General features: G+C 59.8%; 20 protein-coding genes and 1 pseudogene. 9 read left to right on the top strand and 12 right to left on the bottom strand.

Going from position 1 to position 16,987, the window contains the following annotated elements; all coding sequences use genetic code 11:
- Together AC2FLX_RS20125 and AC2FLX_RS20130 are read left to right on the top strand one after the other, a co-directional pair.
- Positions 1-493 (top strand): annotated as a pseudogene (locus AC2FLX_RS20125) (glycosyltransferase family 2 protein); the annotation flags it as partial.
- 98 nt (positions 494-591) lie between these two features.
- Positions 592-1,266, top strand: a complete 675-nt coding sequence (locus AC2FLX_RS20130; protein ID WP_496810641.1) for an ankyrin repeat domain-containing protein — start codon at positions 592-594, stop codon at positions 1,264-1,266.
- 2 nt (positions 1,267-1,268) lie between these two features.
- Here AC2FLX_RS20130 and AC2FLX_RS20135 read toward each other — a convergent pair whose 3' ends face one another.
- Positions 1,269-2,063, bottom strand: coding sequence for a thioesterase family protein (locus tag AC2FLX_RS20135; protein ID WP_496810642.1), 795 nt, complete (start codon positions 2,061-2,063; stop codon positions 1,269-1,271).
- Between the two features lie 10 nt (positions 2,064-2,073).
- Entirely contained in the window at positions 2,074-3,309 is a 1,236-nt protein-coding gene (locus AC2FLX_RS20140; protein ID WP_496743692.1) for an acyl-CoA dehydrogenase family protein, read from the bottom strand.
- A 124-nt stretch (positions 3,310-3,433) separates the two neighbouring features.
- Between AC2FLX_RS20140 and AC2FLX_RS20145 the strand changes: the two genes are divergently transcribed.
- The gene (locus tag AC2FLX_RS20145; RefSeq protein ID WP_496810643.1) at positions 3,434-4,369 is read left to right on the top strand and encodes a 2-hydroxyacid dehydrogenase; all 936 of its coding nucleotides are present in this window, start codon (positions 3,434-3,436) and stop codon (positions 4,367-4,369) included.
- Here AC2FLX_RS20145 and yghX read toward each other — a convergent pair.
- From yghX to AC2FLX_RS20160, 3 genes are all read right to left on the bottom strand, one after another.
- On the bottom strand, positions 4,366-5,274 hold the full coding sequence (gene yghX, locus AC2FLX_RS20150) for a YghX family hydrolase (RefSeq protein WP_496810644.1): 909 nt from the start codon (positions 5,272-5,274) through the stop codon (positions 4,366-4,368). The genes AC2FLX_RS20145 and yghX overlap by 4 nt on opposite strands.
- A 122-nt stretch (positions 5,275-5,396) precedes the next feature.
- Positions 5,397-5,756, bottom strand: a complete 360-nt coding sequence (gene gcvH / locus AC2FLX_RS20155; RefSeq protein WP_496743686.1) for a glycine cleavage system protein GcvH — start codon at positions 5,754-5,756, stop codon at positions 5,397-5,399.
- A 130-nt stretch (positions 5,757-5,886) separates the two neighbouring features.
- Complete coding sequence (locus AC2FLX_RS20160; RefSeq protein ID WP_496810645.1) at positions 5,887-6,243, bottom strand: hypothetical protein; 357 nt, start codon at positions 6,241-6,243, stop codon at positions 5,887-5,889.
- A 172-nt stretch (positions 6,244-6,415) separates the two neighbouring features.
- On the opposite strand from AC2FLX_RS20160, the gene AC2FLX_RS20165 reads away from it, so the two are divergent.
- From AC2FLX_RS20165 to AC2FLX_RS20180, 4 genes are all read left to right on the top strand, one after another.
- A complete protein-coding gene (locus AC2FLX_RS20165) occupies positions 6,416-7,249 on the top strand; it encodes a bifunctional allantoicase/(S)-ureidoglycine aminohydrolase (RefSeq protein ID WP_496807906.1) in 834 nt (277 codons plus the stop codon).
- A gap of 134 nt (positions 7,250-7,383) precedes the next feature.
- Positions 7,384-8,157, top strand: coding sequence for an ion channel (locus AC2FLX_RS20170; protein ID WP_496743680.1), 774 nt, complete (start codon positions 7,384-7,386; stop codon positions 8,155-8,157).
- Between the two features lie 96 nt (positions 8,158-8,253).
- Complete coding sequence (locus AC2FLX_RS20175) at positions 8,254-8,565, top strand: hypothetical protein (RefSeq protein ID WP_480749573.1); 312 nt, start codon at positions 8,254-8,256, stop codon at positions 8,563-8,565.
- A 57-nt stretch (positions 8,566-8,622) separates the two neighbouring features.
- Positions 8,623-9,609, top strand: coding sequence for a type I glyceraldehyde-3-phosphate dehydrogenase (locus tag AC2FLX_RS20180; protein ID WP_496810646.1), 987 nt, complete (start codon positions 8,623-8,625; stop codon positions 9,607-9,609).
- Positions 9,610-9,706: 97 nt separating this feature from the next.
- Here the strand turns inward: AC2FLX_RS20180 and AC2FLX_RS20185 are convergent, their stop codons facing one another.
- The 3 genes from AC2FLX_RS20185 to puuE all read right to left on the bottom strand — a co-directional run bounded on the left by AC2FLX_RS20185 (position 9,707) and on the right by puuE (position 13,097).
- Complete coding sequence (locus AC2FLX_RS20185; RefSeq protein WP_480749575.1) at positions 9,707-11,134, bottom strand: uracil-xanthine permease family protein; 1,428 nt, start codon at positions 11,132-11,134, stop codon at positions 9,707-9,709.
- Positions 11,135-11,196: 62 nt separating this feature from the next.
- Positions 11,197-11,685: an ureidoglycolate lyase gene (locus AC2FLX_RS20190; RefSeq protein WP_496743677.1), complete on the bottom strand. Its 489-nt coding sequence runs from the start codon at positions 11,683-11,685 to the stop codon at positions 11,197-11,199.
- The gene (gene puuE / locus AC2FLX_RS20195) at positions 11,682-13,097 is read right to left on the bottom strand and encodes an allantoinase PuuE (RefSeq protein WP_496810647.1); all 1,416 of its coding nucleotides are present in this window, start codon (positions 13,095-13,097) and stop codon (positions 11,682-11,684) included. The genes AC2FLX_RS20190 and puuE overlap by 4 nt, the downstream gene beginning before the upstream one ends.
- Before the next feature lie 192 nt (positions 13,098-13,289).
- Between puuE and uraH the strand changes: the two genes are divergently transcribed.
- Entirely contained in the window at positions 13,290-13,646 is a 357-nt protein-coding gene (uraH, locus tag AC2FLX_RS20200) for a hydroxyisourate hydrolase (protein ID WP_480749578.1), read from the top strand.
- A 9-nt stretch (positions 13,647-13,655) separates the two neighbouring features.
- Here the strand turns inward: uraH and AC2FLX_RS20205 are convergent.
- From AC2FLX_RS20205 to AC2FLX_RS20220, 4 genes are all read right to left on the bottom strand, one after another.
- A protein-coding gene (locus AC2FLX_RS20205) for an IS5 family transposase (RefSeq protein ID WP_496810648.1) occupies positions 13,656-14,413 on the bottom strand; the annotation gives its coding sequence in 2 pieces (ribosomal slippage) (positions 13,656-14,077 and positions 14,077-14,413; 759 coding nt in all).
- A gap of 103 nt (positions 14,414-14,516) precedes the next feature.
- Complete coding sequence (locus AC2FLX_RS20210; RefSeq protein ID WP_496810649.1) at positions 14,517-15,179, bottom strand: hypothetical protein; 663 nt, start codon at positions 15,177-15,179, stop codon at positions 14,517-14,519.
- 368 nt (positions 15,180-15,547) lie between these two features.
- Positions 15,548-15,784 carry a hypothetical protein gene (locus AC2FLX_RS20215; RefSeq protein ID WP_496810650.1) on the bottom strand — a complete coding sequence of 79 codons (237 nt, stop codon included), beginning with the start codon at positions 15,782-15,784 and terminating at the stop codon, positions 15,548-15,550.
- 3 nt (positions 15,785-15,787) lie between these two features.
- Positions 15,788-16,750: a hypothetical protein gene (locus AC2FLX_RS20220; protein ID WP_496810651.1), complete on the bottom strand. Its 963-nt coding sequence runs from the start codon at positions 16,748-16,750 to the stop codon at positions 15,788-15,790.
- Positions 16,751-16,804: 54 nt separating this feature from the next.
- Here AC2FLX_RS20220 and AC2FLX_RS20225 point away from each other — a divergent pair.
- The coding region (locus AC2FLX_RS20225) for a transposase (protein ID WP_496875515.1) at positions 16,805-16,987 on the top strand (183 nt) is incomplete at its 3' end.

The following is a 16,987-nucleotide window of genomic DNA, read 5'->3' on the forward strand; positions in this document are numbered from 1 at the left end:
CTCGTCAAACACACCCAAATGGCTGGGGCCGGACGGTTTGCCATTGCCAGACACGTTTGCCCGGCAGAACGCCCGCATCAGCTTTTACGGGATGAACAGAGGCGTGGAACAGGTCGGACTGAACCACTACTCGCTTCGGTCGCTCGACGAGTTTCTTGTCAAGCGGCAGCGCGGTTTGCCCAACCACATGACCAAGCAGATCGGGCTGGATTATTGGGTCGAGCGGAACTGGAACACGGTGCCTGAACCGCGCATTCTGCCGATGCTTGCGACAACACGGGCCAGATTGGCCGAATTGCTTGCGCTTCCGGGTGCTCAGGACCTCCATGAGCAATGCCTGTCCGAATATGCATCCCGGCTGGCCGTGATAAACACGGATATAGACGCGCTGCGTTTGGCTTGGCAAATCGGACTTTTGACCGAGAACGCCCCGCCAACAGCCCAAGCTGCTGCCCGGTATATCCGCAGCCAGACCAAGGCCAGATCCAGCTGACACCTGTGCGCATCGCGCGGATTCTGCAATACTGGGCCTCGGGTGCACCCAAAAATCGGGTCGCCCCCCCTGTCACGGACATGTAAGTGAGGCACGACATGACGAAACTGGTCGTTTTTCTGATCCTTGCCCTGAGCGCGACCGGCGCGCAGGCCCAGATCGCCCCGTCTGCCGCCGAAATCGCGGGTTATGAAGGGTTGCACCGGGCGGCCCATAACGGGGATGTCGCCGAAATCGCGCGCCTTGCTGCGGCAGGCGCCGATCTGAATGCCCGGGACCGGCGGGGGCGAACACCTGCCCACGTAGCTGCTTACGCATCACAGGACGAGGCCCTGCGCGAACTGGCCCGGGCCGGAGCCGACATGAATGCGCTGGAAGGACAGGCCTATGACGTTGTGACGATCGTGGCGGTGGCGGATGATCCCAACCTGATGTCTCTGGCCATCGAGCTGGGCAACGATCCGGGCCTGACCACCAGCCCCTATGACGGCACCGCCCTAATCGCCGCGGCGCATCTGGGCCATGTCGAAGTCGTTCGTCGCCTGATCGATGCCGGCGCGCCGCTGGATCATGTCAACAATCTCAACTGGACCGCGTTGATCGAAGCCGTTGTTCTGGGTGATGGCGGGCCAGACCATCAGGACGTGCTGCGCCTGCTGCTTGAGGCGGGAGCGGATCGTACCATCCCCGATCGAAACGGCGCCACACCGCTGGATCTGGCGCGGGCGCACGGGTATTCCGAGATGATCGCGCTTCTCGAAGCGCCCGAATAACCTTATGCAGGGGGGAACAGCACCAGCGTCTGCAAGGCCGTCGCCACCGGGCCTTGGGTGTCGTAAAGCACCGCCTGCGCCATGCCGACACCGTTGTCGTGCCAGTGCGACACCGTTTCCGAGGCAAGCCAGTCCGAGACCGGCTCGCGGTGGATGTGCACGCTGAGGTCGGTGTTCATGAAACCCAATTCCGTTGGTGGGCAATTCCAGGATATCCCGTTGCCGCAATCGGCCAACGGGCAAAGCGATTGAACCGGTGACTGCTCTTCGTCTTCAAGAAGTGACGGTGCGCGCATCCAGATCGTCTTGGGGCCGGGATCGTGGGACTGCCCCTTTGGGAACCGGACATCGACGAATTGTGCAAAGAACGGCAGGTCGTGGCGCGCAATCCGGATCGGGAAATGGCCTGGTATCGCATCTGTGAAATCCGGTGCCGGAACGCTTGCAGTGGGAACTGGCCCAATAGCCTTGCGCACCAGATGCATGGTCGTGGCGCTGACACAGAGAGTGCCGTCAAGATCCCTGACCTCGGCGCGGGTGGTCGCCAGAGTGCGAGTGTGCCGCACCGTTTCCACCGCGACCCTGAGACCTGTGAGGGGCAGCGGACGCAGTACGTCGAGCGTCAGGCGCGTCAGCATCTTATCCGGCCCCACCTCTCGCTCGGCAGTACGGGCCACCAGCCCGGTCACGGGGCCGGCATGGCAGTGGTCGGCTGACCACGGCCCGCGCGTGGGGTCGTTTGCAATGAATTCACCGTCTGGCCCCTGCCGGAAATATGACGGGTTTTTATTCGTCATCCCCTGCCTTTCAGATCTTTTCCTGCGTGTATTTCTTGAGTTCCGCCCGAGCCACCTGCCGGCGGTGCACCGCGTCCGGGCCATCGGCCAGCCGCAAGGTGCGCACATGGGTCCAGGCCATCGCCAGCGGTGTGTCCTGGCTTATTCCCTGCCCGCCGAACATCTGCACCGCCTCGTCAATGACCTTGAGCGCCACGCGCGGCGCCACCACCTTGATCTGACTGATCCACGGTGCTGCCGCCCGCGCATCGCCCTGATCCATATACCACGCAGCCTTGAGGCACAGCAGGCGCGCCATCTCGATCTCCATCCGGCACTCGGCGACGATGTCGTAGTTCGCCCCAAGCTGCGCCAGCTTCTTGCCAAACGCCTCGCGCTGCAGCGAGCGTTTGCACATGCGTTCCAGCGCGATCTCGGCCTGTCCGATGGCGCGCATGCAATGATGAATGCGACCCGGCCCAAGGCGGCCCTGCGCGATCTCGAACCCGCGCCCCTCGCCCAATAGAATGTTTTCGACAGGCACGCGTACATCGGTGAAGCTGATATGCATGTGCCCGTGCGGCGCGTCGTCGTGGCCGTAAACCTCCATCGCGCGCAATACCTCGATACCCGGTGTTTCAGCGGGGACAACGATCATCGACTGGCGTTTGTGCTTGGGCAGGTCATCGCCGCCGGTTTTGACCATCACGATATAGACCTTGCAGCGCGGATCACCCGCGCCGGATGACCACCATTTTTCGCCGTTCAGCACATAATGGTCACCATCGCGAACGCAGGACATCGAAATATTGGTAGCATCCGAACTGGCCACGTCCGGTTCGGTCATCAGATAGGCCGAGCGAATCTCGCCTTCCAACAGCGGCTTCAGCCATTCTTCCTTCATCTTGTCCGAGCCGTAGCGTTCGAACACCTCCATGTTGCCGGTGTCGGGGGCAGAGCAGTTGAAAATCTCGGCCCCCAACGGGGTCTTGCCCATCTCTTCGGCAAAATAGGCGTATTCGACGGTGGTCAGCCCAAACCCCTTGTCGCTGTCGGTCAGCCAGAAATTCCACAACCCCGCCGCCTTGGCCCTGGCCTTCAACCCTTCGAGGATTTCCGCCTGGCGTTCAGTATATTGCCAGCGGTCGCCCTTGCCGATTTCGGCCTGGTATTCCTCTTCCAACGGCATGATCTCGTTGCGCACCATGTCCGCGACGCGCCCCAGCAGCTTACGGTTTTCCTCACGCATGGCGAATGTCATGTTCATGAAACTTTCTCCTCGAACGGCCGCACCAGGGTTTACCTTGGCTGTGAGGATGGCTTAGCTGCGCCGGGAAAGTCCAGTTGCGTGACGATACCTCACGCAACGGAACAAGAGGGAGGAGCAAGCCATGGCGCTATTGATCGAAACCGGGATATCGGGCTGGATGAGCAATGCAGAGATCGCCGAACAGGTGCGCACAGCGCTGCCCGGGGCGGATGTGCGGACGCCCGATGCCATCGGTGACCCCGGCGAAATCGCGATGGCGGCGGTGGTATCACTGAACCCGGAAGGGCCTGCGCGCCTGCCCAACCTGCAACTGGTGCAAAAACTGGGGGCCGGGGTGGAAACCATCGTGCGCCACCCGGCCCTGCCTGACCATGTGCGCGTGACGCGGCTGAAACCCGACGCCCCGGCGCGCGAGATTGCCGAGTGGTTCCTGGCCTATATCCTGCGCACCCACCGCAATATGCCTCAGCACGAAGCCGATCAACGCAAGGCCGTCTGGAATTCGGTAGAGCCGGTCTATACCCCTGAGACGGTCGTGGGCGTTCTGGGCCTTGGCCATATCGGCGGGCGCACCGCACGCATGCTGCGCGACATCGGATTTCAGGTCAAAGGTTGGAGCCGCTCGCCGAAATCCATCGACGGGGTCGATTGCCATCACGGACGGGCCAGTTTGCCGGCCATGCTGGCGGAGTGTGACCATGTCTGCGCCATCCTGCCCTCGACCCCCGACACCCATGGCTTGTTCGACGCCAGCCTTCTGGCGGCAATGAAACCCGGCAGCCAGTTGTTGAACGCGGGGCGTGGCGACCTGATCGACGAAGTGGCCCTGATGCAGGCGCTGGATCAGGGACGTCCGGGTCATGCCGTTCTGGATGTGGTCAGTCAGGAACCCTTGCCCAGCGATAACCCGCTTTGGTCGCACCCGCGTGTCACCCTCACGCCGCATGTGTCGGGCTGGCATCTGGGCGATGCGCTGAAGGACGTGGCCGAAAACTATCGCCGCCTTACTACCGGCGAGCCGCTGCTGCACGAAGTGGACCGCCGGAGGGGGTACTAGCCCAGTTTCCGGCCGAAGAAATCCATCGTCCGCGCCCAGGCCAGTTCTGCCGCCGCTTCATCGTATCGCGGCGTGGTGTCATTGTGAAAACCATGGTTCACATTCGGGTAGAAATGAACCGAAAAAACCTTCTGGTTGGCCTTGAGCGCCTCGGAATACGCAGGCCAGCCCGCGTTGATCCGGTCGTCCAATCCGGCATAGTGGATCATCAGCGGCGCTTCGATCGAAGGCACATCTTCGACCGCCGGCTGCCGCCCGTAAAACGGCACTGACGCCGCCAGATCGGGATAGGCCACGGCCAGCGCGTTACAGACGCCACCCCCGTAGCAGAATCCGACCGCGCCGACCTTGCCTGTCGATCCTTCGTTGTCGCGCAGGAATTCGAAGGCGGCAAAAAAATCCGCCATCAGCTTGCCGCCATCCAGCGTCCTTTGCATGGCACGGCCGTCGTCGTCATTGCCGGGATAGCCACCTAGCGGCGTCAGCCCGTCGGGACCAAAGGCAAGGTATCCGGCCTTGGCGCAACGGCGCACCACATCCTCGATATAAGGATTCAAACCGCGGTTTTCGTGCACGACCAGAATGGCCGGCAACGGACCTTCTTGCCCCATGGGGCGCGCCATCAGACCCTTTATCGCGCCATGCCCTTCGGGGCTGTCATAGTCGACAACCATGGTTTCGATGGCGGGATCGTCGGGGGCGACTTGCTGTGCCAGCGCATAGTTCGGCTGTAGCTGTTCCAGCAACATCGCACCAGTGACACCCGCGGCGGCATAGCGGCCCGCCTGCGCGATGAATTCGCGCTTGGACAACTGTCCGTGCACGTAGCCGTCAAAAATTTCGAGAATACGCTGATCGAATTCGCCCGCCGATTTCCGGCGTTCCGGTCCTGGGTTTCCGTCCATCACCCACCTCCCTGCATCAGGAGTGCAATCTAGCACGAAACCGGGCCGGACCAGGTCACGAAAACGAGATGCGTTCAGTTGCGGCGGGCCCGGCCCGCCGCCCGCAGCCGTGTTTTCTTGCGTCAGCTAATGAAGTCTTTATAGCCCGCTTCGTCCATATAGTCGTCCATCGGCGACAAATCGGACGCCTTGATCTTGAAGAACCACGCATCACCCATCGCGTCCTCGTTGACCAGGCCGGGGTTGTCAGCCAGTGCTTCGTTGACCTCGACGATCTCGCCATCCAGAGGTGCCAGAATGTCGGAAGCGGCCTTGACCGATTCGATCACCACGATCTCATCGTCCTTGCCGACCTCGGTGCCGACCTCGGGCAGTTCGACAAACACAACGTCGCCCAACTGCTCGGCCGCGTGGGCGGTGATGCCCACTGTCACCAAATCGCCATCGGCGTCCAGCCATTCGTGCTCTTCAGTAAATTTCATGTCCCTTGTTCCTCTGGACTGTTTTTTTCCTGGCACCGCTCCATGCTCGAAACGCCGCCTTGACTGCATGAATAAAAGATTCGTGCCGTTCGTCAAAATCATTCGAACGTCACATCGTCAATCTTGTGTGTCAGGGCGTCAGAACCCATTTGCCATTGGCGTCCAGACAGCGCCGGGTGCGGATCTCGCGCGAGGCATCCGCGCCACCGGGCGTAAAGACATATTGCAGTTGGGCGCAGTTGTCGCGCATCTCGCGCACCCGCACTGTACCTTTTGCACCGGTGTCGTCATTGGCCCAGGCGACCTCTTGCCCGGTCGAGGGCCGACCGCCGGCAAACAACGAGTTTGCCGCCGTTCCCATGATCTCGAAATCTGCCGGGCTGAGACCCAGTTCGGCGACCATTCGTGACAGGGACTTCGCCTGCGCCACCGGCGCCGTGACCGCGATCGTCATGACAACAAGGGTCGTGCAAATCCATTTTTTCATGACTGCCTCACACATGATTTCCATTTGTCCTCAAGGATATCCCGCACCTGTCGGGATGTCCAAGCCCTGCACCAAAATCTTCAAATAATTCCGAAGAAACCTTTCCGCCTGCCAGCGCTAGGACCGCCAGTTCTTTCCCGGCATAGTGCGCCGGAAACCCAACGAGGCATTTATGGCACAAAGAACCTATTACGCGCCCACCGGCGGTCATCCTGGGCAAGACCAGCTTTTAACCGACCGCGCCATGTTCACCGAAGCTTATGCGGTGATCCCCAAGGGCACGATGCGCGATATCGTCACCAGTTTTCTGCCCTTTTGGGAAGGAACGCGCCTGTGGGTCCTGTCCCGCCCTCTCAGCGGGTTTGCCGAGACGTTTTCGCAATACATCATGGAAGTGCAGCCCGGCGGCGGTAGCGACAAACCGGAAACAGATGACGGCGCCGAAGGCGTGATCTTTGTCGTCGAAGGCGCGGTGACGCTGTCGATCGGCGGACAAGACCATGTGCTGGAGGAAGGCGGTTACGCCTATATCCCGCCCGCCAGCGACTGGAGCCTGCACAACCGCGCTGGCCCGGTGGCCCGGTTCCACTGGATACGCAAGGCTTACCAGGCTGTGCCCGGCCTGCCCGCCCCCGATCCGGTCATCACAAATGAGCGCGACATCGCCCCCAACCCGATGCCGGGCACCGAGGGGCGATGGGCCACCACCCGTTTTGTCGACCCTGCCGACCTGCGTCACGACATGCACGTCACCATCGTCACATTCGAGCCGGGCGGTGTGATCCCCTTTGCCGAAACCCATGTGATGGAGCATGGGCTTTACGTGCTCGAAGGCAAAGCCGTCTATCGCCTTAATCAGGACTGGGTCGAGGTCGAGGCGGGCGATTACATGTGGCTGCGCGCCTTTTGCCCGCAGGCCTGTTATGCGGGCGGCCCGGGCCGGTTCCGCTATCTGCTTTACAAGGACGTAAACCGTCATATGCCGTTGTCATTGGTGGGGCGCTAGAGGCAGACGGGCGGTTTTGCCATGATCGGCTGGCGGTGATACCGGTTGAAAATCAGGTCCTTCCAGTGTTTCCTTGCATTTGGCCGCCCGGTTTCGGATCGGGCGCCAGGGTGCAATCAGACCGATGCTGTCGAATGGCAAAGCAAGTGCTGACCAAGATCAGATCCCTGTATCAGGGAACGACGCCACAGGCGCACCGGTTCCGTTATGCGCTTTTGGCTTTCGACATCACGACGATCCTTTTCGTCATCGTGACGTCATTCTTCCCGCACACTTTGGCGATCGAAATCACCGACGCGGTTTTCGGCCTGCTGATTCTGACCGATTTCGGCATCCGTGTCTGGCTGGAAGCCGACAAGGGCCGCTTTCTGCTGCGCCCGGCGACATGGGCCGACATCATCGCGGTCTTTTCCTTTCTGGCCCCCATCGCGGGCGAAGGTCTTGGGTTCCTGCGCATTCTCAGAACGCTGAGGTTGTTGCATACCTACCAGCTATTGATACGGCTGCGTCAGGATTTCAAGTTCTTCCGCGAAAACGAAGAGGTGGTTTTGGCCTCGATCAACCTCGGCGTCTTTCTGTTCATCATGACCGGGCTGATCTATGCCACGCAATCCGGCATCAATCCGCAGATCGGCAACTATGCCGATGCGCTCTATTTCACCGTCACCACACTCACGACGACAGGGTTTGGCGACATCACCCTGACCGGCACGTGGGGTCGGATGCTGGCGGTGGGTGTGATGATCTTTGGTGTCACGCTGTTCCTGCGCCTGCTTCAAGTGCTGTTTCGCCCAACGAAAGTTCGACAGGAATGCGGCACCTGCGGGCTTGTCCTGCACGACGCAGATGCCGTGCATTGCAAGCATTGCGGAAAGACCATACGCATTCGCACCGAGGGGGTGGCGTAACCGCAAAAGGGACGCCAATTCGTGTCAAGCCTTCACATGCAGCGCCGAATTTGCTCAAATCCGGAAGAGCGCCCGCATTGATCAGGAGTTGAATTCATGAAACCGCGCATTTCCATTGCCGTCTTAGCCGCCCTTGCCGCCCTTGCACCCCCTGCCATGGCCAAGGACGAAGCAATCACTGTCCACGTGATGAGCCGGACATGGGCCGTCACCCAGGTGTCGGACGAGCCGGTGATCTATCGCGCCACGCGCGATAACAACAACCTCAATCCGTTCGGCCCGCCACCGCGTTTGCGCACGATTCAGGCCATGGCCGCGATCAGGCAGGCCACGGGGTGCCGCGCGATCTATTCCAGCATGTACCAGAACATCTCGGGACAGTTCTTTTCCCAGGTCAGTTGTAACTGACGAAGCGGCTGCAAGGGGCCATTGAGATCGGTCAACGCTCCTGCCATAGCTTGGCGCATGAAACTTGCGATCAACGGATTCGGCCGCATCGGCCGCACGATCCTGCGGCAGCTTCTGGCGCTCCGGCAGGATTCGGGACTTGAACTGGTGCTGATCAACGATATCGCACCATTGGAAACCTGTGCCTATCTGTTCAAATACGACAGCACCTTCGGCCCCTTTCCGGGCACCGTTCTGGAAGGCGACGAAGCGTTGGTCGTGGATGGACGATCAATCCCGATGACCCACAGCAACGATCTGACCCGCGTGGATTTGACGGGTGTCGACGTTCTGCTGGATTGCACCGGCATCGCGCGCACTTCGGATGTGGCGGGACGCGGCCTGACCGCTGGGGCAGGCAAGGTCTTGATCTCGGGCCCCTCACCCGCTGCCGAAGTGACCATCGTTCTGGGCGCCAACGAGGATCACCTGGGCAATGCACGGATCGTCTCGAACGCTTCCTGCACCACCAACGGGCTAGCGCCGCTGGCCAAGTTGATCGACGAAATCGCCGGGGTTGCATCGGCGCATATGACGACAATCCATTGCTACACCAACAGCCAGCCCATGGTGGACGCACCGCGCGGCGATCTGGCCCGGTCGCGCGCCGGAGCGCTGTCAATGGTGCCTACCACGTCCAGCGCGACGCATCTTATTGACACCGTACTGCCGCATCTGGCGGGTCGCATTTCAGGCGCAGCCGTAAGGGTGCCAACTGCCAGCGTCTCGGCCGTGGATCTGGTCGTCCGACTTGAACACGGCATGAGTGCCGACGCTTTTGAGGCGGCCCTGCGCGAGGGGGTAGAGGCCTCCCCGGTTTTGGGATGGACCGACATGCCGCTGGTCTCCTCCGACCTGCGCGCGCGCCCGGAATCGCTGGTCATTGCCGGGCCAGAGACGCGGATGATCGGTGAGGATCAGGTGCGCGTGTTCGGCTGGTACGACAACGAATGGGGTTTTTCCGCCCGCATGCTCGACGTCGCCCGCCTGATGGCCGCCGGTTGATCCAGCCACGACCGCAGCACGCGGTCAGGCCTGCGGGCCTGCCCGGCGCAACTCGCACCCTTCGCACCTCCTGATGCGAAGGGTAAAGGCGGGAGCCTTATTTTCCCGTCAGACTGCCCGAACCGTGCCCCGCCATACCGCCAGACACCTCTTCGGTCGCCTCCTCCGCCAGTTCCTGTGGCAGAACCAGATTCAGAACGATTGCGATCAGCGCCGCCGGCAACAGCCCGCTGGTCATCAGGATACGCACCGTATCCGGCAGATGCTGGACGGCACCCGGCTCAAGCTGCAATCCCAGCCCGATGGACAGCGAAATCGCAAAGATCACCATGTTGCGCCGGTTCCAGTTCACGTCCGACAGCATCGAGATACCGGCAGCCACAACCATGCCGAACATCACGATCACTCCGCCACCCAACACTTCGATTGGTACGGTGCGGATGATTGCGCCCACCTTGGGGACCAACCCGCACAGGATCAGGAACAACGCACCGATGGTTACCACGTGACGGCTCATCACGCCGGTCATCGCGATCAGCCCCACATTCTGGCTGAACGAGGTATTCGGAAAGGCCCCGAACAGCCCCGCAACGGCGGTACCGATCCCGTCGGCATAGGTCGCCCCGGCAATCTCCTTGTCGGTCGCCTCGCGCCCCGCGCCACCCTTGGTGATGCCCGATACATCGCCCACGGTTTCCACCGCCGAGACGAAGGCCATCAGGCAGAACCCGATGACCGCGGCGGCCGAAAACTCGAACCCGTATTTGAAGGGTACCGGCAGCGCAAAAGCCGCAGCCCGGCTCCAGCTGGTACCAATGGCTTCAAATGTGACCATTCCAACCATCAGCGCGTATACGTACCCGGCGGCCAGGCCCACAAGTACGGCCGAGACCGACAGCATGCCGCGCGTGAAAAACTTCAGCCCCAGTGTCACCACAATCACCACCAGCGCCGCCGACCAGTTCAACATCGAGCCGTATTCCGGCGTTCCGATCGCCGGAACACCCCCTGCAGCGTACTGAATACCGACCTGAACGAGCGCCAGACCGATCATTGTGACCACCAGCCCGGTCACCAGGGGCGGCAGGGCAAAGCGGATCTTGCCGATTACCGTGCCAAGGCAGGCATGAAACAGCCCGCCAATGATGACGCCGCCGAACAAGGCGGCCAGCGCGTCAACACCCTTGCCCGCAACCAGCGGAATCATGATCGGCAGGAAGGCGAAACTCGTGCCCTGCACGATAGGCAGCGCGGCACCCACTGGCCCCACCGTAATCGTCTGCAACAGGGTGGCGACTCCGGCAAACAGCATCGACATCTGGATCAGGTACAGAAGCTGAGGAAAGTCCGGCGAGTTCGAACCGAACCCGAAACCGGCTGCGCCCGCAACGATGATGGCGGGCGTCACGTTTGACACAAACATCGCCAGCACATGCTGGATGCCCAGTGGAATCGCCTTATGCAAGGCGGGTGTGTAGTCCGGATCGCGAAGCTGTTCCGGCGTTCCTATCGAAGTATCGGCCATGATCTCACTGTCCTCCCTATCAGATCTCATGGGGGCCTTGCCGCTTCTGTGGCGGCTTCATATCACGGGTCGGCCACCTCGTATGGTGTGTCGAACCAGTGTTCTTCCAGATTTGCGCCGCCTCCGATCCGGTCGACAACGGCAAACAGGCCCGGCGCATGCAGCGGGGTCAGAACACCGTGCCACGTTCCGCGGTGGAAATTCACCACCTGTCCGGGCTCGGTCCGAAATGCCCGCGGTCGGCCAGGTTTGCCGCCCTCATCCTCGGCGACGACGACCAGAAAGGGCTGGTGACTCATCGGCACAAAGGCCTGACTGCCCTCCGGATGGCGTTCCACCAGATCCAGTTGGTATGGCAATTTGCGCGGGGTGGCATCGAACAGGCTGATCCCTGCCCGCCCATCCGCAAAATCCAGTTGCGCCCGGTCGTGATACCGCCCGCATTGACCCTGATTGATGATCTTGTCCGGATCGCCCGACGTGTCGATGAGATCGCCAAAAGGCGCAAATGCCCCGGCCGAGATCGGCTCGATCATGATACGCTCGCTCATGACGGCAGAAGGTCCCGTAACCGGAATTCGGCGATCCGTTCGACTTGACGGCAGGCCTCGGAAAACTCCTTTTCCCGACCCTGTTCGATCCGGCGTTGGAACGCCTCCAGTATCGACGCCTTGTCATGGTCGCGCACCGCGATGATGAAGGGGAAGCCGAACTTGCCAACATAACGCGTATTCAGATCGGAAAAAGTCTCGCGTTCCTGATCGGTCAGCGCATCCAGCCCCGCCGAGGCCTGTTCCGAGGTGCTCTCCGCCGTCAACCGCTTGGCCTGCGCCAGCTTGCCGGCCAGATCCGGGTGCGCAGTCAGAACACCCAAACGCTCTTCGTCCGATGCCGACCGGAACATGCGTGCCAGAGCATTGTGTATTCCGCCCGCTGTATCATGCGCCGGACCCAGCTCAAGCTCATAGGCGCGCTCGGCAATCCACGCCGAATGTTCGAAAACCCCGCCATAGGTCGACACGAACTCATCGCGACTCATCCGAGAGGGGCGAGGCCTTGCAACAGGCGGATGGTTCGCGGCCCAATGTTCGGCAATCTGCAGGCGCGTGGCGAACCACACATCCGGCAGCCCGCGCGCATAGTCAAGGAAACGCTTCAGCGCCATCACCCGTCCTGGCCGCCCGATCAGGCGGCAATGGAGCCCGATCGACATCATCCTGGGCGCGCCCGCGACCCCCTCGGCGTAAAGCGCGTCAAGACTGTCCTTGAGGTAGGAATAGAACTGGTCGCCCGAATTGAATCCCTGAGGGGTGGCGAACCGCATGTCATTGCAATCAAGCGTATAGGGCACGATCAACTGATCCCGCCCGTCAATATTGCGCCAATAGGGCAGATCATCGTCATAGGTGTCGGCGACATAGTCCATCCCCGCCTCCGCCGCCAGCCGCACGGTGTTCATCGAACACCGCCCCGTATACCACCCCCGCGGGCGCGAGCCGGTCACCTCTGTGTGCAGCCGGATCGCCTCGGCAATCTGGGCGCGCTCCTCGTCCTCGGCCATGTCCTTGTGCTCAACCCATTTCAATCCGTGGCTGGCAATCTCCCATCTGGCCGATTTCATCGCCGCCACCTGGTCGGGCGACCGGGCAAGTGCAGTGGCGACGCCATAAACTGTGATCGGCAGATCCTTCATCAGCCGGTGCAAGCGCCAGAACCCGGCCCGCGCGCCGTATTCGTAGATCGACTCCATGTTCCAGTGCCGCTGGCCCGGCCACTGCGCCGCACCAACGATCTCGGACAGGAACGCCTCTGACGCCGCATCACCATGTAATGTGCAGTTCTCGCCACCCTCTTCGTAATTCAGCACGATCTGCACCGCGACCTTGGCGCCGTTCGGCCATTTCGCGTCGGGCGGCGTCGCGCCATGACCTATCATGTCGCGGGGGTAACGGGGCGGGGTCATGTGTCCTGGGTCTCCGGATATCTTCGACTATTCAATCAATAGCCCAGAAATTGCATCAGGATTTTCAAATCAATCAAGACAGTGTTTCCAAAATCAGCCGTACTAGCGGCAGCACCGGTTTCCATGCAACAGTGAAACTCCAATCCAATTCCGACCGAACGGTATGCCCTAAAATGGAAAACGGAGATATTCATGGCCGGTTATCTGACTACCCATGTTCTCGACACCGCGTCGGGATTACCCGCTGCTGGAATGAAAATCGTACTCTACCGGATTGATGGTTCTGACCGCACCGAACTGGTGCAAGTGACCACCAACTCCGACGGCCGCACAGACAATCCGATCCTTCCACAGGATACGTTCCGCACCGGAACCTACGAACTTGAGTTTTTTGCCGGCGACTACCTTCGTGCCCAAGGCGGCGACCAACCCGAACCGCTGTTTCTCGACGTAATCCCGATCCGCTTTGGCATGTCGGACGCGACCGCGCACTACCACGTGCCCCTGCTTCTGTCGCCATTCAGCTATTCCACCTATCGCGGTAGCTAGGGTCAGGACTCATAGCCAATAGATAACGAGTGCTGCGAGGGCGATTGCTGACAGGAAGACCTTCGGGCACCTGTCGTAGCGGGTTGCCACACGCCGCCAATCCTTCAACCTGCCGAACATGATCTCGATCCGGTTGCGCCGTTTGTAACGACGCTTGTCGTACTTAACCGGTTTCTTCCGCTGCTTCCGGCCAGGGATGCAGGCGCGTATCCCTTTGTCTTTCAACGCTTCCCGGAACCAATCGGCGTCATAGCCACGATCCCCGAGCAGCCAATCGACATCCGGCAGGCCGCTCAGCAGTGCCCGCGCACCAATGTAATCGCTGACCTGACCGGCGGTGATGAACAGGTTGAGCGGACGTCCCCGGCTGTCGCATATGGCATGCAACTTGGTGTTCATGCCGCCCTTGGTGCGACCGATCAGGCGTCCACGCCCCCTTTTTTGACGCCCAAACTGGTCGCGGTACGGTGGGCCCTCAGGTAGGTGGCATCGATCATCACGGTCTTCTCTTCACCGTGTTCGGCAACCAGACCGGCCATCATCCGGGCGAAGATGCCTTTGTCGCTCGATCGCTTCCAACGGTTATAGAGCGTCTTGTGTGGGCCATACGCCAAAGGGGCATCGCGCCATCTCAACCCATTGCGATTAATGAAGATAATGCCGCTCAACACACGTCGATCATCAACGCGTGGTTCGCCGTGGGATTTGGGGAAGAAAGGCTCAAGACGCGCCATCTGCGCATCCGTCAGCCAGAAAAGATCAGACATGGTCACCGCTCGATTTTCGAACCGTGAATCACGCAGCCAAACGGAAATCAATGGGTCCTGACCCTAGATCTTGAGCATCTTGAATCGTCACTGTTCACCCCTTTCAATCCAGTAAGCTTGAAAAATAATCAATGCTTGGGCAATCTCTTTTCGAATTTTGGTCTTCCCCATTCCGGCCAGACCATTCCATAGATAACGCCATTCTTTTCCTGTATGTTGGCAAGGCCGATTTTATAATTGAGTTGCAATGTGCAAGCTCTATCAAACTACGGTAGGCATCGTGAGCTCGCATGTCTCTCGTAGAAAAAAGATAGTCGGCAATAGAACTAGAAAACATTGCTATTTCCGCACCGGAACTGCTTGGAGATTCAGGAAATAAACTAGCTGCGATCAGATAATACTCCTCTGCTGCATGCGGATCGTCTCCTTCTTTCAGCACATCTGTTAAAAGCAAGAGCACTGAAATTTTGTCAGTCCATTGGGCCTCTTTAGCTTCGATGGAAAATTCAACGAGCCTCTTTGCGCACAATTCCGCATAGTCTATATCGCCTTCATGCTTACTAATTACGATCGTTTGCGTCAGTTTGCGCAATATTTCGCCGTAATTTTCCGAAGCCAACTCGACAGAACGGTATTCGCAGAAGTCAATAGCTATATTTTCTGCATGCAAACGGTCTTTTGGGAACGCCGTCATTGCCAGAATTGCTAACAATATAAATTTGGCCTTACCTGCCAAAGTAGCCACTACATCTCCAATACGAAGCACGCACACCTCCTCATTTCTTGGCGTCAAAATATTTGCTTGTATGGAAAGCCACAACACGTCTTTGCACTGGAACGCGATCTTATCATTCCATGTTTCTCCTCGGGCCGTAAAAGTGTACAATTACAACAGCTTCGCGTTCACAGTCAACGCGAGAGTAAATCCTATAGCTTCTGTCCGCTACCAGCACTCGAGAACCATCCCTGTACGGCCTGATCATTTTGGTTCAACGAGAGTGGTGTTTGAGATTACAGCGGTGATGAAAAATAAAACGGTCGTTTTTGTCACGCTCAATCTCTGCGCGAGTGATCAAGGTGTTAGCCGTTCCAAAACCCCGTGACAAAACGTTTGGGGCATAGGATCGGTTTTTGTCATGATAAGGCATGATCTTCGTACCCGTCAGTTGAGCGAGCCTTGAATGGTTTTGGAGGCGCAAAGAAAGGCGCAGGGTTGCCGTGCATGTCCACGACCTCAATGCCATAGAGTGTCTGCTTGCGTGGCTCGGGAATGTGAGTGGGCTGTTTGACCCACTCGAATTTTCTGAACCCGTAGTCACTGGGGCAGAAGGCTTTGACCGTATCGCCGGGTTTGATGTCCCTGGGGCTCATTTCTCAACCCGCGATCCGTGTGCCGGACTTGGCCGCTTTGCGTTGCCGGGCTTCCAAGGCCTTGCGCTGTTTGCGGTTCAGAGTGCGTTGTGGCTTTGCCGAGGCCATGGGCGAATGCACCACGTCAAGCGGCTCGTTCCGTGGCATCGCCGACAGTGCAGCACCCTTGAGCGGTTGAACGGGGCCGCGATCCAGCACCATGGGTGCGGGCAGACGCGGGCCCTGGCTTTCCCATTCCGCGGCTTTGTAGATGTCCTCCAGCGTGGTGCCGGAACAGGCCAGAACAAAGTCCTCAGGCTTGGGCAGCGTATCGCCGAATTCCCAATGGAAAGGGATGCCGGGGCCATCCCCAACGCGGATCAACTCGTCATCACCGACAACACCGCCGCCAGCTTCGATGAGATCCGCCACGGCCCAGGATTTGCGGGTCTTGCCCTCGCCCACAAGGAAACGGGTGCCGAGGCGGATGCGGCCCTGGTCCTTGGCATCAACACTGCCATCCGCGCTGCGGGGGCCGGTGACCGCTTTGACAAAACCGTCGCGCGGACCGCCGACAGGCACGTTGGTGGCGGCGCGGATCAGACTGCCGTCCTGATGCTGGATCACACCATCATCGCGCAGAACGTCGATCAGGGTTTCGAACTTGTAGGACTTCTTGCTGTCCGGGCGGTAGTACATGTGGCCGGGGGTCACGCGCGTGCCGTGGAAGTTCAGCAGGATTTTGGCGTTGTTCTGGAAGGTGCGGGTCACGGGACCGGGGACGAGGTTGCCGTCGTCGTCAAACGACACAACAAGGTCGCCGACCCGGATCTGTTCAATCGGCTTCTTCCAGACCTTCGCGCGGACTTCATCCTGGTCGTAGATGCCGTCAGGGCCGGGTTTGAGGTCAGGATCAAGCGGCCACATATCGATGGGAACCTCAGGGTCGAAGCAGGAAGACTGAGCTACCCCCTGAATTTCGGACACTGACGTAAGCTACGATTTGTTGTCTGCTGATCTTCGACGAAAAGGAGATCAGAGATGTCGAAACGGAAGAACCACTCGCCCGAGTTCAAGGCGAAAGTCGCGCTTGAGGCTTTGAAGGGTGAGCGAACTGCGGCTGAACTTGCCAGCCAATTTGGCGTCCATCCCACGATGATCCACAGTTGGAAACGCGCTCTGCTGGAAGGCGCGTCCGGCGTGTTTGAACGCGGCGGAAAGAAG

The organism is Ruegeria sp. YKSF57, from assembly GCF_059612585.1.

Coding starts and splice junctions, on each gene's coding strand:
- puuE (WP_496810647.1), bottom strand. CDS start 13,097: ATGACCCCGCCCCGTTACCCCCGCGACATGATAGGTCATGGCGCGACG.
- yghX (WP_496810644.1), bottom strand. CDS start 5,274: ATGGACGGAAACCCAGGACCGGAACGCCGGAAATCGGCGGGCGAATTC.
- AC2FLX_RS20180 (WP_496810646.1), top strand. CDS start 8,623: ATGAAACTTGCGATCAACGGATTCGGCCGCATCGGCCGCACGATCCTG.
- gcvH (WP_496743686.1), bottom strand. CDS start 5,756: ATGAAATTTACTGAAGAGCACGAATGGCTGGACGCCGATGGCGATTTG.
- AC2FLX_RS20160 (WP_496810645.1), bottom strand. CDS start 6,243: ATGAAAAAATGGATTTGCACGACCCTTGTTGTCATGACGATCGCGGTC.
- AC2FLX_RS20185 (WP_480749575.1), bottom strand. CDS start 11,134: ATGGCCGATACTTCGATAGGAACGCCGGAACAGCTTCGCGATCCGGAC.
- AC2FLX_RS20140 (WP_496743692.1), bottom strand. CDS start 3,309: ATGAACATGACATTCGCCATGCGTGAGGAAAACCGTAAGCTGCTGGGG.
- AC2FLX_RS20165 (WP_496807906.1), top strand. CDS start 6,416: ATGGCACAAAGAACCTATTACGCGCCCACCGGCGGTCATCCTGGGCAA.
- AC2FLX_RS20145 (WP_496810643.1), top strand. CDS start 3,434: ATGGCGCTATTGATCGAAACCGGGATATCGGGCTGGATGAGCAATGCA.
- AC2FLX_RS20130 (WP_496810641.1), top strand. CDS start 592: ATGACGAAACTGGTCGTTTTTCTGATCCTTGCCCTGAGCGCGACCGGC.
- AC2FLX_RS20175 (WP_480749573.1), top strand. CDS start 8,254: ATGAAACCGCGCATTTCCATTGCCGTCTTAGCCGCCCTTGCCGCCCTT.
- AC2FLX_RS20135 (WP_496810642.1), bottom strand. CDS start 2,063: ATGACGAATAAAAACCCGTCATATTTCCGGCAGGGGCCAGACGGTGAA.
- AC2FLX_RS20190 (WP_496743677.1), bottom strand. CDS start 11,685: ATGAGCGAGCGTATCATGATCGAGCCGATCTCGGCCGGGGCATTTGCG.
- AC2FLX_RS20215 (WP_496810650.1), bottom strand. CDS start 15,784: ATGAGCCCCAGGGACATCAAACCCGGCGATACGGTCAAAGCCTTCTGC.
- uraH (WP_480749578.1), top strand. CDS start 13,290: ATGGCCGGTTATCTGACTACCCATGTTCTCGACACCGCGTCGGGATTA.
- AC2FLX_RS20170 (WP_496743680.1), top strand. CDS start 7,384: ATGGCAAAGCAAGTGCTGACCAAGATCAGATCCCTGTATCAGGGAACG.